Source organism: Nitrospirillum amazonense, from assembly GCF_029594735.1.
In the GTDB taxonomy this organism is placed as follows: Bacteria; Pseudomonadota; Alphaproteobacteria; order Azospirillales; family Azospirillaceae; genus Nitrospirillum; species Nitrospirillum amazonense.
Map to the genome: position 1 here is coordinate 587,608 of NZ_JARPAF010000002.1, position 13,282 is coordinate 600,889.

General features: G+C 68.9%; 13 protein-coding genes. 3 read left to right on the top strand and 10 right to left on the bottom strand.

Going from position 1 to position 13,282, the window contains the following annotated elements; all coding sequences use genetic code 11:
* Positions 1–13: 13 nt before the first annotated feature.
* Complete coding sequence (locus tag P5F91_RS08870; RefSeq protein ID WP_277907034.1) at positions 14–619, bottom strand: class I SAM-dependent methyltransferase; 606 nt, start codon at positions 617–619, stop codon at positions 14–16.
* Positions 620–665: 46 nt separating this feature from the next.
* Here P5F91_RS08870 and P5F91_RS08875 point away from each other — a divergent pair, with 46 nt between their 5' ends.
* Both P5F91_RS08875 and P5F91_RS08880 read left to right on the top strand, forming a co-directional pair.
* Positions 666–1,265 carry a DUF1178 family protein gene (locus P5F91_RS08875; protein ID WP_338424070.1) on the top strand — a complete coding sequence of 200 codons (600 nt, stop codon included), beginning with the start codon at positions 666–668 and terminating at the stop codon, positions 1,263–1,265.
* Between the two features lie 84 nt (positions 1,266–1,349).
* On the top strand, positions 1,350–1,895 hold the full coding sequence (locus P5F91_RS08880; protein ID WP_277907035.1) for an NUDIX hydrolase: 546 nt from the start codon (positions 1,350–1,352) through the stop codon (positions 1,893–1,895).
* A 22-nt stretch (positions 1,896–1,917) separates the two neighbouring features.
* Here P5F91_RS08880 and P5F91_RS08885 read toward each other — a convergent pair whose 3' ends face one another.
* Entirely contained in the window at positions 1,918–2,373 is a 456-nt protein-coding gene (locus P5F91_RS08885; RefSeq protein ID WP_145610617.1) for a GFA family protein, read from the bottom strand.
* Positions 2,370–2,816 (bottom strand): MerR family transcriptional regulator, encoded by a 447-nt coding sequence (locus P5F91_RS08890; RefSeq protein WP_145610616.1) that lies wholly within the window; start codon positions 2,814–2,816, stop codon positions 2,370–2,372. The genes P5F91_RS08885 and P5F91_RS08890 overlap by 4 nt, the downstream gene beginning before the upstream one ends.
* 68 nt (positions 2,817–2,884) lie before the next feature.
* Here P5F91_RS08890 and P5F91_RS08895 point away from each other — a divergent pair, with 68 nt between their 5' ends.
* Positions 2,885–4,153 (top strand): NADH:flavin oxidoreductase/NADH oxidase family protein, encoded by a 1,269-nt coding sequence (locus P5F91_RS08895; protein ID WP_246134374.1) that lies wholly within the window; start codon positions 2,885–2,887, stop codon positions 4,151–4,153.
* A gap of 183 nt (positions 4,154–4,336) precedes the next feature.
* On the opposite strand, the gene leuC is transcribed toward P5F91_RS08895, so the two are convergent.
* The 7 genes from leuC to P5F91_RS08930 form a co-directional block, all read right to left on the bottom strand.
* Positions 4,337–5,746, bottom strand: a complete 1,410-nt coding sequence (leuC, locus tag P5F91_RS08900) for a 3-isopropylmalate dehydratase large subunit (protein ID WP_145610615.1) — start codon at positions 5,744–5,746, stop codon at positions 4,337–4,339.
* Positions 5,747–6,067: 321 nt separating this feature from the next.
* The gene (locus P5F91_RS08905; protein WP_145610614.1) at positions 6,068–6,523 is read right to left on the bottom strand and encodes a DUF4167 domain-containing protein; all 456 of its coding nucleotides are present in this window, start codon (positions 6,521–6,523) and stop codon (positions 6,068–6,070) included.
* A gap of 348 nt (positions 6,524–6,871) precedes the next feature.
* Positions 6,872–7,738, bottom strand: coding sequence for a peptide chain release factor N(5)-glutamine methyltransferase (gene prmC / locus P5F91_RS08910; protein ID WP_145610613.1), 867 nt, complete (start codon positions 7,736–7,738; stop codon positions 6,872–6,874).
* Positions 7,735–8,823: a peptide chain release factor 1 gene (gene prfA / locus P5F91_RS08915; protein WP_145610612.1), complete on the bottom strand. Its 1,089-nt coding sequence runs from the start codon at positions 8,821–8,823 to the stop codon at positions 7,735–7,737. The genes prmC and prfA overlap by 4 nt, the downstream gene beginning before the upstream one ends.
* A gap of 171 nt (positions 8,824–8,994) precedes the next feature.
* On the bottom strand, positions 8,995–10,128 hold the full coding sequence (ispG, locus tag P5F91_RS08920) for a flavodoxin-dependent (E)-4-hydroxy-3-methylbut-2-enyl-diphosphate synthase (protein ID WP_145610611.1): 1,134 nt from the start codon (positions 10,126–10,128) through the stop codon (positions 8,995–8,997).
* Between the two features lie 140 nt (positions 10,129–10,268).
* On the bottom strand, positions 10,269–11,891 hold the full coding sequence (locus tag P5F91_RS08925; RefSeq protein ID WP_277907036.1) for a GH39 family glycosyl hydrolase: 1,623 nt from the start codon (positions 11,889–11,891) through the stop codon (positions 10,269–10,271).
* Positions 11,891–13,126 carry a helix-turn-helix domain-containing protein gene (locus P5F91_RS08930; RefSeq protein ID WP_145610610.1) on the bottom strand — a complete coding sequence of 412 codons (1,236 nt, stop codon included), beginning with the start codon at positions 13,124–13,126 and terminating at the stop codon, positions 11,891–11,893. Before P5F91_RS08930 ends, P5F91_RS08925 begins: the two co-directional genes overlap by 1 nt.
* Positions 13,127–13,282 lie beyond the last annotated feature (156 nt).

The window sequence follows — 13,282 nt, forward strand, 5'->3', positions numbered from 1 at the left end:
GGCCGTTCCTGTTTCAGGCCAGCGGCAGCGGCCGCGGCTCCGGGTCGCCGCCCAGGTCGGACGCCGCCAGGGGCCGCACCGCCGCCAGGCGTTGCACCACGGCGGCGCGGGGCAGGGCGATCTCCCCCTGCTCGAAGGCCACAACGTGCAAGCCGGTGTCGTGGGCCAGGGCCAGCAGCTCGCCCGCACGCAGCAGATAGGCCGGGCTGGACGGGCGGCCATGGCGCTGGTTGCCCTGGGCGAAGGTCTCATACAGCAGGACCCCGCCAGGGGCCAGCAGACCGGGCAGGCGAGGCAGCAGCGGCCGGTGCAGATAGTTGGTGACGACGATACCGGCGTAGGGGCCGCCCAGGTCCACTCCGCCCGGATCTAGCGACACGTCCCCCTCCAGGTCCGCCTGCAGGACGGTGACGCCGGCTCGGCCTTCCAGATCGGCCACGCCGCGCGTGTCGATGTCCACCGCCGTCACCGGATGGCCTGCCCCGTGGAACAGCCGGGTGTGGCGCCCCCCACCGCAGGCAAGATCCAGCACGGCGCCACCCCGGGCCACCAGCGGCGCGAAACGGGCCACCCACGCGCTGGCTTGGCCTCGGGGGTCGTGATGGGGCGTGGGGATCATGGCGTGGCCTTATGCGTTCCCAGAGGTGGGTGTGCGGATACGGGGCATGCGGGGCATGCTCATTGCCGGGGTGGCTTTCCCCACCCACATCCAGACTGTATATGACATTTTCCTGGCCGAACTGGACGGGCCGTTATCCATCGTCGCCGCATTCCCCATGATCCTCTATGAAATGAAATGTGGCCAAGGCCACACCTTCGACGTCTGGTTCCGCAACGCGGACGCCTGCGACCAGCAGGTCGCGGCTGGTGAGGTCGCTTGCGCGGTCTGCGGCGACCACAAGGTGGGCAAGGCCCCCATGGCGCCCCGCATCGCCAAGGGCCGGGGCGCGCGCGTGGAAGAGACGCCGGCACCCGTCCCGGTCCCGCCGCAGCCGGCACCAGAGGTGACGCCCGCGGCGGTGGCGGAGGCCGCGGCCCAGGGTCCGGCGGCGGTGATGTCCCTGCTGCGCGAGATGCGCCGCCAGGTCGAGGCCAACGCCACCCATGTGGGCGACCGCTTCGCCGAAGAGGCGCGCAAGATCCACTATGGCGAGGCCGAGGCCAAGGCCATCTACGGCGAGACCACCGACGAGGAAGCGGCGGAACTGGAGGATGAGGGCGTGACCTTCGCCCGCATCCCCTGGGTGCCCAAGCATGATGGTTGAGGGGCGTTCGCCACCTTGAAGCGCCCGCAAGCCAAGGGGCGTCGGGGCGGTTATAGTGACGGAAATCAACCAGGGAGAACGCCGATGTCCGACCCCCTGCCGACGTTCGGCCCGCGCGTGGTGACGGTGCCGCCGGGGGAGGATAGGGAGCGGCTGGTCTGCCCGGACTGCGGCTACATCGCCTACGACAACCCCAAGATCGTGGTGGGCTCGGTCGCCCTGTGGCAGGACCGCATCCTGCTGTGCCGCCGCGCCATCCAGCCACGAATCGGCTACTGGACCCTGCCCGCCGGCTATATGGAACTGGGGGAAACCTCCCAGGACGGTGCCGCCCGCGAGGCGTGGGAGGAGGCGGGGGCGCGACTGGCCATCGGCCCGCTGCTGGCCGTCTACAACATCCCCCGCATCAGCCAGGTGCAGCTGATCTACCTGGCGCGGCTGACCAGCCCGGACATCGCCGCCGGCCCGGAAAGCCAGGAGGTGGCGTTGTTCGCCTGGGACGACATTCCCTGGACCGATTTGGCCTTTCCCAGTGTGGACTGGGCGCTGCGCGAGTACGAGGTCCGGCGGGACCTCATCCATGCCGGCCAGCCCTTCGCCCCGGCGACCAATCCGGTGGATGGGCTGTAGGGCGCCGACACTCCTTCCACGATCAGAAATATACCTGGTGGCTGACCATGTCGCGCAGGCGGTCGCTCTTGGGGTCGGTGTATTCCTCCGGCAGGCCGTCCTGGACGTGCAGCCAGGACAGCCGGCTTTCCACGCCGCAGTGCACCTCCGGCACCACCGCCTCGGGGTCGTCCAGACTGCCGATGGTGACGCTCATCCAGTCGCTGTCGGGGTAGGCGAAGGTCAACGGCGTACCGCACTGGGCGCAGAAGCCCCGCTCCGCCACCGAGGAGGAGGCGTAGAAGGTGGGCCGCCCCGTCCCGCTCCAGGTCACCGTGTCCTTGCGCACCCCCGCCAGCGCGGCGAAGACGTTGCCCACGGCCCGCTGGCACATGCGGCAGTGGCAGAAATGCACGCCCTCCGGCGCCATGGTGCTGTGATAGCGCACGGCGCCGCATTGGCAGCCCCCGGTGACGCCGTCCACTTTGCCGTCGCTCATTCCGCTGCCTCCTTGGCCGCCGTTTCCTTGATGTCGGTCAGCTTGATCTCCGCCAGCACCCGGCGGGTGTTGGCGGCGCAGCCCAGGTCCTGGGGGCCGTTCTCCAGGCTGTCGATGATGGCCAGCAGGCGGGCTCTGCTGGTTTCCAGCCGCTGTTGCAGCGCCTCGATCTCCCCCACCTTGCGGCGCAGGGCCTCGGCGATCTGGGGGCCGTGGCCGATGGCGTCATTATCGCAGCCGGGCAGCAGGCCACGGATTTCATCCAATGTGAAGCCGGCCCTCTGCGCCCCGGTGATCAGTTCCAGCCGCGTCAGCGTTTCCGCCGGGAAGGCGCGATAGCCGTTTGTTCCCCGGTCGGCCGGGCCGATCAGGCCGGCGGACTCATAGAATCGCAGGCGGGAGGGGGAGAGGCCGCTGCGTTGCGCCAGTTCACCGATGCGCATGATGGCCTCGAAACAGCTATTGACCTTAAAGTTCACTTTAAGCTTAGGGTCGGGGGACCGTCAACCGAATGACCGTCGCAGCCATGCCCGTCCCCACCCTTTTCCAGCCCCTGGTCCTGCCCAACCGCGCCATCATCCCCAACCGCCTGGCCAAGGCGGCGATGGAGGAGAACATGGCGACAGCGGACCATCGCCCGTCGCCCACCCTCATCCGCCTCTACCGCACCTGGGCGGAGGGCGGGGCCGGCCTGCTGATCACCGGCAACGTCATGATCGACCGCCGCGCCATGACCGGCCCCGCCGGCGTGGTGCTGGAGCAGGGGGCCGACCTGGGCCCCTTCCGACAGTGGGCGGAGGCCGGGCGAGCCGGCGGCGGGCAGTTGTGGATGCAGATCAACCATCCCGGCCGGCAGATGCGCGCCAGCCTGGGCCAGGAAACGGTGGCGCCATCCGCCGTGGCCCTGGACCTCGGTTCCTACTCCAAGCTGTTCGCGGTGCCCCGCGCCATGTCCGAGGCGGACATCGCTGACGTCACCCGCCGCTTCGCCCAGACCGCAGCACTGGCGGAACAGGCGGGCTTCACCGGCGTGCAGATCCATGCCGCCCACGGCTATCTGCTGAGCCAGTTCCTGTCGCCCTTGACCAACCGGCGTGACGATTGCTGGGGCGGGCCGTTGGAGAATCGGGCGCGGCTGCTGCTGGACGTGGTGCGGGCGGTGCGCGCCGCCATCAGCCCCGGCTTCTGCGTGGCGGTGAAGCTGAACTCCGCCGATTTCCAGCGTGGCGGCTTCGCGCCGGAGGAGGCGCGCCAAGTGGTCGCCTGGCTGAACGACCTGGCCGTCGATCTGGTGGAACTGTCGGGCGGTTCCTACGAGGCGCCGGCCATGCAGGGGCCAGGGACATCGGAAAAGACCCGCGACGGCCGGACGCTGGCGCGCGAGGCTTATTTCCTGGAATTCGCCGCCGACATCAATCAGGTGGCGCGGATGCCGCTCATGGTGACGGGCGGCATCCGCCGGGTGGAGGTGGCGGCCCGGGTGGTGGACAGCGGCGTGGCCATGGCTGGCATGGCCACCGCCCTGGCGCTGAACCCTGGCCTACCCCGCGCCTGGCAGCGCGGGCAGGGGGTGGAGGCGGCGTTGCCGCCCATCCGCTGGGAACGCAAGACCCTGGCGGCCATGGGCACCATGGCGGTGGTGAAGGCCCAGTTGCGCCGCCTGGGCCGTGGGCAGCCGGCCAAGCCGGACATCTCGCCTGCGCTGGCCCTGCTGACCGACCAGCTGCGGCTGGGCTGGCGCAGCTACCGTTATCGCAGCCGAACGACGCCAGCGACATGAGCATGCCGCTGTGGGATGCGACCGCATCCGCCGGAGCTTTCCGGGGAGCATGGCGGACTGGAAATCGAGGAAGCCAACGCGACGGATGTGGCCGCCGGGTGACTGAGGGAACCTTTACGTAAGCGAACGGCGCGGACCCTCTGGAGCTCCGCGCCGTCGCTCACATCGCACCGATGCGTTCGCTCAGTTCAGCGTGCGCACATCCGTCAGCTTGCCGGTCAATGCCGCGGCGGCTGCCATCTCGGGGCTCACCAGATGGGTGCGGCCGCCGGGGCCCTGGCGGCCCTCGAAGTTGCGGTTGGAGGTGCTGGCGCAGCGCTCACCCGGCTTCAGCTTGTCGTCGTTCATGGCCAGGCACATGGAACAGCCGGGCTCCCGCCAGTCGAAGCCGGCGGCGGTGAACACCTTGTCCAGGCCCTCGGACTCGGCCTGTTCCTTCACCAGGCCGGACCCCGGGACCACCATGGCGTAGATGCCATCCTTCACATGGCGGCCTTCCACCACCTTGGCGGCGGCGCGCAGGTCCTCGATGCGGCTGTTGGTGCAGCTGCCGATGAAGACCTTGTCCACGGGGATGGCGTCCAGCGGGGTGCCGGCTTCCAGCCCCATGTACTTCAGCGCGCGTTCCATGGCGGCGCGGCGGTGCTCATCCGCCTCGTCGGCGGGGTTGGGCACGGCGGCGGTGATGGGCAGCACGTCCTGCGGGCTGGTGCCCCAGGTCACCATGGGGGCGATGTCCTCGGCCTTCAGCACGACCTCGCGGTCGTACACCGCACCCTCGTCCGAGGGCAGGCTCTTCCACCAGTTGACGGCCTGCTCCCAGGTTGCGGCCTTGGGCGCCTGCGGACGGCCCTTCAGGTACGCGAACGTGGTCTCGTCCGGGGCGATCAGGCCGGCGCGGGCCCCTGCCTCGATGGCCATGTTGCAGACCGTCATGCGGCCTTCCATGGACAGGCCCCGGATGACGGAGCCGGCGAACTCGATGACGTGGCCGGTGCCGCCGGCGGTGCCGATCTTGCCGATGATAGCCAGCACCACGTCCTTGGCGGTCACGCCCACGGGCAGCTCGCCATCCACGCTGATGCGCATGTTCTTGGACGGCTTCAGCAGCAGGGTCTGCGTGGCCAGCACGTGTTCCACGTCCGACGTGCCGATGCCGAAGGCCAGGGCGCCGAACGCACCGTGGGTGGCGGTGTGGCTGTCGCCGCAGACGATGGTCATGCCCGGCTGGGTCAGTCCCTGCTCCGGCCCCACGACGTGGACGATGCCCTGGCGGATGTCGGACATGTCGTAGTAGTCGACGCCGAATTCCTTGGTGTTGATGGCCAGCTGCTCCACCTGGATGCGGCTTTCCTCGTTCTTGATGCCGGCCAGGCGGTCGTGGCTGGTGGGAACGTTGTGGTCGGCAACGGCCAGGGTGGCGGATGGGCGGCGCACCTTGCGGCCGGCCATGCGCAGACCTTCGAAGGCCTGCGGGCTGGTCACCTCATGCACGAGGTGGAGATCGATGTAGAGCACGCAGGTGCCGTCTTCCTGGCGGTGGACGACGTGGCTGTCCCAGATCTTGTCATAGAGGGTGCGCGGCTTGCCCATGGATCTTCACTCTGATGCGGACCGACATTTCCGAAACACCAAAACCCGTGCGGCGGGTCTTTTTGTTTCACGGAGGCGCAGAATAACGACCGGTCCTGTCGCGGACAAGGGGCGGCTCGCGCTGTGGCCGCATAGGGCCTATGTCCCGTCCCTTCCAGGGCCCCTCCTTTTTCGGAGCGAAGCGACAAGGACGCGACCGCGTCCGCCGGAGTTTTGCGCGGAACGCAGTGGACTGCAAAACGAGGACAAGCCAAGGCGCGGATGCGCCGCCGGCGCCTGAGACAACAAAAAAGCCCCGCTGTCAGGCGGGGCTTTTTAAGATCAAGCGCTCAGCGGCTCGCGCTCGTCTTCGGCCTGGGCATCGCCCTCGCCGTCGTCGGCCGTATCGCCGCCCTCGGCGTCGTCGTAGCCCGGCTGGGGCTGGTAGCCCCTGGGCTCGCCGCCGCGCTGGCGCTGTTCGGACTCGTTGATCTGCGTGATGATGCGGAAATAGTGCTCCGCATGCTGCAGATAGTTTTCCGCCGCCACCCGGTCGCCGGACGACTGGGCGTCACGGGCCAGGGCCAAGTACTTCTCATGCACCTGGAAGGCGTTGCCGCGGATGCGCACATCCGGGCCGTTGCTGTCAAAGGTCTGATGGCGCAGGGGCACGTTCTGGCGGCGGTTATTGCCGCCACCGTTGTTGCCACCGCCATTGCCGCCGCCGTTGCCGCCGGCATTGCCACCGTTGTTACCGCCGCGTCCACGCGAACGCCTGGAGTTCGGTCCCTGTCTCATCCGACTGCTGCTCTAGCCCCGTTGGAGTTCGATGCATGCCGTGCCAAGGGGGCGGACATCATCATCCGCGCCACCGCATCCGATCCCGGAATCCACACCGTAACCCGGAAGGAAACCGGATCGACCATGCTGGGCAAACTGGCATGCCGTGGTGATCATCATCGGCCCATGAACGCTAGCCCGGCCCCTATAACGGTGTCCCCCGTTTCGAACCTGGCGCGTCGCCCCTTCGGCCTTCACCACGCAAAATGACCCTAAACGCTGAATCCCGCTAATCCAACATTTTTTTTGGCGATGCCGCCCTGCGCGGTTGGCGCAAGTGGTCAGGAGCCTTGGTCTTTTGGGGAATCAGCCAAGCCGCCGGGCGGCGACCACCCGGTCGTGCCCGGCCAAATCGTCCACCCGTTCCAGCACCTCGAGGCCCGCGGCGGCGAACAGGGCCGCCACGTCGGCCCCCTGGCCGGCGCCATGTTCCACCGCCAGCAGACCGCTGGGCAGCAGCAGGTCGCCGGCCACAGCGGCCAGGTGACGGTACGGATCCAGCCCATCGGCGCCGCCGTCCAGCGCGCGCATGGGATCGAAGGTCCGCACCTCCGGCTCCAGGCCGGCGATGTCGGCGGCCGGGATGTAGGGCGGGTTGGACACGATGGCGTCGAAGCGCGCTCCCGCACCCAGCGCGTCTGTCCAGCTGCCGACCAGGAAGGCGCTGCGGCTGGCGAATCCCAGGGCCTTCGCGTTGGCCGCGGCGGCACGGGCGGCGCCGGGGGCGATGTCCACGCCCAGGCCCCAGGCGCCTGGCAGCTCGGACAGCAGCGCCAGCAGGATGCAGCCACTGCCCGTGCCCAGGTCCAGCAGGCGCCGGGGGCGCTGGCCGTCGGGCAGGTGGCGCAACGCGGTTTCCACCAGGGTCTCGGTATCGGGCCGGGGGTCCAGCGTGTCCGGCGCCAGGCGGAACTCCAGGCTCCAGAACTCCCGCTTGCCCAGAATGCGCGACACCGGTTCCCGTGCGGCGCGACGATCGACCAGGGTGGCCAGGGCGGCCTGGGCTTCGGCCGATACCGGTCGATCACCGTCCAGCAGCAGGGCGGTGCGCGACCAGCCCAGCGCCTCCTCCGCCAGCAGGCGCACGTCCAGCCGGGGGCTGGCGCAGCCGGCCGCGGCGAGGCGTTCCTCGGCCGTTTTTAAGACATCACGGAGGAGAAGGGGACCGCTCACTGAAGTTCGGCCAGGCGCTCGGCCTCGTCCTGGGCGATCAGCGCCTCCACCACCTCATCCAGGGCCTCGCCCGCCATGACCTTATCGATCTTGTAGAGCGTCAGGTTGATGCGGTGGTCGGTCACCCGGCCTTGGGGGAAGTTGTAGGTGCGAATGCGTTCGGAGCGGTCGCCGCTGCCCACCTGGCTCTTGCGGTTGGCCGCGCGTTCCGCGTCCAGGGCGCTGCGCTGCAGGTCATACAGGCGGGACCGCAGCACACGCAGGGCCTTGGCCTTGTTCTTGTGCTGTGACTTTTCGTCCTGCTGGCTGACCACCAGGCCGGTGGGCAGGTGGGTGATGCGCACGGCGCTGTCGGTGGTGTTGACCGACTGGCCGCCCGGACCGGACGAGCGGAACACGTCGATGCGCAGGTCCTTCTCGTCGATCTGGATATCCACCTCCTCCGCCTCGGGCAACACGGCCACGGTGGCGGCGGAGGTGTGGATGCGGCCCTGAGTCTCGGTCGCCGGCACGCGCTGCACCCGGTGCACGCCCGATTCGAACTTCAGCCGACGGAACACGCCCCGCCCGGAAATGCTGGCGATGGCTTCCTTATAGCCGCCCAGGCCGGTCTCCGAGATCTCAATGACCTCGAAACGCCAGCCCTGGATGGCGGCGTAGCGGCGGTACATGTCGAACAGGTTGGCGGCGAACAGGGCCGCCTCGTCGCCACCGGTGCCGGCGCGCACCTCCAACATGGCGTTCTTGTCGTCGGCGGCATCCTTGGGCAGCAGGGCCAGCATGACCTGGCGCTCCAGCCCAGGCAGGGCCTTCTCCGCTTGGATCAGTTCCTCCTGCGCCAGCTCCCGCATCTCTGGATCGGACTCCGCTTCCGCCATGCGGGCCAACTCGGCCAGGTCGGACCGGGCGCGGCGCAGCTCGGCGATAGACTCGGCCACCGGCGTCAGCTCCGCGAATTCCTTGCTCATGCGGGTGTAGGCGTCGGCCGCCAGCGTGCCCGTTGCCAGGGCGTCGCGCAGCTCGTCATGCCGGGCCGACAGCTTGGCCAGCGTGTCCCCGAACCGTTCTTCCAATGTGGTGGTCATGGTTGTTCCGTCATCCCGTGTCCGGGCTGACTAAAGCCCTCAAGCGCCGGGCGCGGCCATCCGGCCGCTTGGCTTCCTCGCTTTTCAGTCCGCTTCGCTTCCCAAAAAGCTCCGGCGGCCCCACTTGGGGCCTAGCGGCATGAGCAAAAGCCCATGCCGCGCACTTCCATGTTACTCAGCGGCAGCGGCGGCTTCGGCGGCCTGGGCGGCCTTGATCTCCTCGGCCTTCTTTTCCACCAGCGACACCAGGTGGTCGACGATGCTCTCGTCCTTCAGGCGGTGGGCTGGCTGGCCCGCCAGGAACACCTGGTGCACGCCCTTGCCGCCGCCGGTGAAGCCGATATCGGTCATGGTGGCCTCGCCCGGGCCGTTCACCACGCAGCCGATGACCGACACGGTCATGGGGGTGGTGATGTGGGCCAGCCGCTCCTCCAGCACCTCGACCGTCTTGATGACGTCGAACTGCTGGCGGGCGCAGGACGGGCAGGAGATGACGGTGACGCCGCGCCGGCGCAGGCCCAGCGACTTCAGCATCTCGAAGCCGACCTTGACCTCCTCCTCCGGGGGGGCGGACAGCGACACGCGGATGGTGTCGCCGATGCCCGACCACAGCAGCATGCCCAGGCCGATCGAGGACTTCACGGTGCCGGCGCGCAGGCCGCCGGCCTCGGTGATGCCGATGTGCAGGGGATAGTCGCAGGCCTCGGCCAAACCCTGGTAGGCGGCCACGGCCAGGAATACGTCCGAGGCCTTCACGGAAATCTTGAACTCCCGGAAGTCATGGTCTTCCAGGATCTTGGCGTGGGTCAGGGCGCTTTCCACCAGGGCTTCGGGGCAGGGCTCGCCATAGCGCTCCAGCAGCTCGCGCTCCAGCGAGCCGGCGTTGACGCCGATGCGCATGGCGCAGCCATGGTCCTTGGCGGCCTGCACCACCTCTCGCACCCGGTCGGCGGAACCGATGTTGCCGGGGTTGATGCGCAGGCAGGCGGCACCGGCCTCGGCGGCCTCGATGGCGCGCTTATAGTGGAAGTGGATGTCGGCCACGATGGGCACGTGCACCGCCTTCACGATCTCTTTCAGCGCCGCCGTCGATTCCTCGTCGGGGCAGGAGACGCGGACCATGTCGGCGCCGGCCTCTTCTGCCCGCAACACCTGCTCGATCGTCGCCTTGGCGTCGGCGGTCAGGGTGTTGGTCATGGTCTGGACGGAGATCGGCGCGTCGCCACCGACCAGGACGTTGCCGACACGAATCTGACGGGAGGTCCGGCGCAGGATCTGGCGATACGCACGATGGGAGGTGGACATGGGAACTGGCCTCATGGGGGAATTTGATCGGTAAAGTGCTGCCGGAAGGCCCCGGGATCAAGAGGCCATCGCACAAGGCTTCACCGCGCCGTGTGCGGGACGGCGCGGTGCATAATGGTTAAGCGGCCGACGCGGTTGACCTATTTGCCGCCGGCGGCCTGGTCCCCGGCGGGCCTGTCCAGCGTGACCAGCATGATGTCGTTGCTGTGCATGGGCAGGGTGGTGGCGAAGCGGCCGTCGGCCCCCACGGTCACGGTCTTGTCCGCCTCCGGCAGGTCGCGCGTCAGGTCGGTCAACTTGGCCAGCTGTTCCGGTGACAGGGACTTGGGCGCGCCCATGTCAATGTAGGCGGAATAGGCGTCGTTGGCGCGGAAGCCGGTGCGGTGCACCGCCAGGCGGTACCTGCCGGGCTTCAGGCCCCGGAACGAGACCTTGACCGACGGGGCGGCCTTGTTTGGGACGATCTTGCTGTAGAAGGACCGGTTGCTGACGGGCTGGTGCGGTTGCTGGAAATCCCACACCAGGGCGGCGGCCTTGCCCTCCGTCGCAGACGCCATCGCCTGGCCGTCCGTCACCGGCACCGCCTGGCCTTGCAGGGCGTGCAGGTACTTGTAAGCGAAGTAGGCCGGCTTGCGGATGCCCTCGCGGTTCATCAGGCCGAAGCCGCCCTCGAACGGGGCGGTGGGCGGGCCGGGTTCCTCGAACAGATCGCTGTAGGTCCAGTAGCTCATGCCCTGGACCATGCCCTGGCTGGCCTTCAGCTTGGCCAGGATGTAGGGCGCGCTGACGTAGCTGTCATGCACCAGGTCACGCGGGGTGTAGCTGGTGCTCCACTCCGTGAAATAGAGCGGCAGGGTGGGGAAGCGCGAGGCGGCGATCTGCTCGCGCACCTTGCGCACGTCGCCCACGATGGCGTCGGGGGAAGGTGACAGCTTGGTGTCGGCCTTGCCCGCCTCATCCAGGAAGCCGCCGTCCACGCCATAGGTGTGGGTGGTGACGAAGTCCACGGGCGCGCCGCTCTTGGCCACATGGTCCAGGAATTCCGGGACCCAGGCGGCGCCGGCCGTGGCGGGGCCGCCCACGCGCAATTCCGGGTCGATGGCCTTCATGGTGTTGGCCGTCAGGTCGTACAGGGCGAAATACGCCTGCTGGTCGCCGCCTTCCCAGAAGCCGGACAGGTTGGGCTCGTTCCACACCTCGAAGAACCAGCTGCGCACCTCGGCCTGGCCATAGCGGGCTTCGATGTGCTGGACGAAGGCGGTGATCAGGTCGCGCCAGGCGTTGGGCCGGGGGTGGGAGGTGTTGCCCTCCCAATAGAAGATCTTGTTCTCCGACGTCGCCATGGCCTTGGGCGTGAAGCCCAGCTCGACGAAAGGCTTCAGCCCGCGCGCCTTCAGGTCGTCGTACAGCTGGTCGATCTTGCTCCAATCATAGGTGATGGTGCCGTTCTCGGCCTTCACCGTGCCCAGCACGTCGTGGAAGATGGCGTGGAAGCGGATGTAGCGGAAGCCCAGCTCGTCCTGGGTGGTCTTCAGCTGCGCCATGCTGTCCGGCCGCATCAGGGTGCCCGGGTAGTCGGACCCGACGGACAGGTCGTAGAAGCGGTCCAGTGGCTGGGTCGCCTTGGCCACGTCCACCTCGACCTGGCGGGTGCGGCCTTCGGCCTGGGCCAACTGGGGTGCCAGGCCCACGCCCACGGCCAGGGCCACGCAGGCGGAAAGACAGGCGGCGACGGCCGCCTTGCTGCGAAACAGGGAAGCCATCAGTGAGTCACCCGAGCCTGTAGATCATCCGGTTGCAGGGGATAGCTGCGCACCACCTGGCCCTTGGCGCCCAGGGCGGCCAGGTCCTTGCCGTCCAGGCTGACGACCACGCCGCCGGCGTTGCCGGTTTCCAGGGTCAGGCCAGGCACGTCGGGGGCGCGGAAGCTGTCGCCCGGGTGCAGCACGCGGGACGCCCACAGCGTGCCCTTGGCGTCGCGCACTTGGATCCAGCTTTCGTCCGTGGCGCGCACCACCACGCGGGCGGGACCGGTCTGGCCGAAGACGCGGCCCTTGGCGGGGGCCGGCGCCGTCCCGGGGGCGGTGGTGTCGGGGCGCATGCTGGCGTCGGCCGGGGCGGTATCCGGATCGGCGGCGGCGGTCTTGGGCTGGCCCAGGTCGGGCATCTGCGGCGCCTCGTCATCCGGCGCCTCGGACGCCACCGGTGCCGAGGTTGTTTGCTGGGGCGCGGCCGGCTGCGGCGCCGTCGCGATCTTGCCCGGCGCGGCGGTCGGCGCGGCGGTCCCCTGGCCTGCGGGGGCATTGGTCGCCGGCGCCTGCGGGGCGACCTGGGCATTGGCGGGGGCCGCGGGCACGGGGCCGGGCATCGCGTCGGGCAGCGGCGCGGTGGCGTCGGGGGCGGCCCCCACCTCCGGCGCCGTGGGCTGCGCCTGGTTCAGCAGGGCTTGCACTGCGGGGGCCGGCAGCACGTTGGCCGGCGGCGGGGAGGAGGCGTCGCTGTTGCCCGTCAGGTGGGCCAGCCGCTCCGGCAGCTTGGGCACCAGGTCCAGGGCGCTGCGGTCGGCGGAGGAATAGAGGTACCATCCGCCATAGAGGGCCGCGGCCAGCACGACGGCGCCCACGATCAGCGCGCCGCTGGGCACCCGGTTCTCGCTGACTGGGATGGGCAGGTACAGTTCCGCCGGCCGGACGTGGCCCGCCGTCTCATCCTTGAAGCGGTTCAGCAGGTCACCCGAATCGATGCCCAGCAGGTCGGCGTAGCTGCGCAGGAAGCCCAGGATGTAGGCCTGGCCCGGCAGGTCGCCATAACGGCCGTCCTCGATGGCTTCCAGATAGGGGCGGCGGATGCGCAGGACGTTGGCCACGCCCGTCAGGTCATAGCCCAGTTCCTCGCGCCGCATGCGCAGGATGTCGCCCACGGTTTCGCGCGGCGCCTGTGGTTCGGCGGCGCGGCCAGCGTCGATCATGTCCCGATAACGGTCGCGGCGTTCAGTCATGACGGCGGTCCCAGCACAGAAGGCCCCAGAGGGCACCCGGAATTCGTATTTGAATTGTCCCAACCGCCGGTTCGAATATTACCCAACCGTCGTTGACGGGGGAGTCTTATCAAGGGCGCCGCGGTACCGCAACCATCGTGCCGTCAGAATTAATTA

Coding starts and splice junctions, on each gene's coding strand:
- P5F91_RS08905 (WP_145610614.1), bottom strand. CDS start 6,523: ATGAGACAGGGACCGAACTCCAGGCGTTCGCGTGGACGCGGCGGTAAC.
- P5F91_RS08930 (WP_145610610.1), bottom strand. CDS start 13,126: ATGACTGAACGCCGCGACCGTTATCGGGACATGATCGACGCTGGCCGC.
- P5F91_RS08870 (WP_277907034.1), bottom strand. CDS start 619: ATGATCCCCACGCCCCATCACGACCCCCGAGGCCAAGCCAGCGCGTGG.
- P5F91_RS08885 (WP_145610617.1), bottom strand. CDS start 2,373: ATGAGCGACGGCAAAGTGGACGGCGTCACCGGGGGCTGCCAATGCGGC.
- P5F91_RS08895 (WP_246134374.1), top strand. CDS start 2,885: ATGACCGTCGCAGCCATGCCCGTCCCCACCCTTTTCCAGCCCCTGGTC.
- prfA (WP_145610612.1), bottom strand. CDS start 8,823: ATGACCACCACATTGGAAGAACGGTTCGGGGACACGCTGGCCAAGCTG.
- leuC (WP_145610615.1), bottom strand. CDS start 5,746: ATGGGCAAGCCGCGCACCCTCTATGACAAGATCTGGGACAGCCACGTC.
- P5F91_RS08875 (WP_338424070.1), top strand. CDS start 666: ATGCGGGGCATGCTCATTGCCGGGGTGGCTTTCCCCACCCACATCCAG.
- P5F91_RS08925 (WP_277907036.1), bottom strand. CDS start 11,891: ATGGCTTCCCTGTTTCGCAGCAAGGCGGCCGTCGCCGCCTGTCTTTCC.
- ispG (WP_145610611.1), bottom strand. CDS start 10,128: ATGTCCACCTCCCATCGTGCGTATCGCCAGATCCTGCGCCGGACCTCC.
- P5F91_RS08890 (WP_145610616.1), bottom strand. CDS start 2,816: ATGCGCATCGGTGAACTGGCGCAACGCAGCGGCCTCTCCCCCTCCCGC.
- P5F91_RS08880 (WP_277907035.1), top strand. CDS start 1,350: ATGTCCGACCCCCTGCCGACGTTCGGCCCGCGCGTGGTGACGGTGCCG.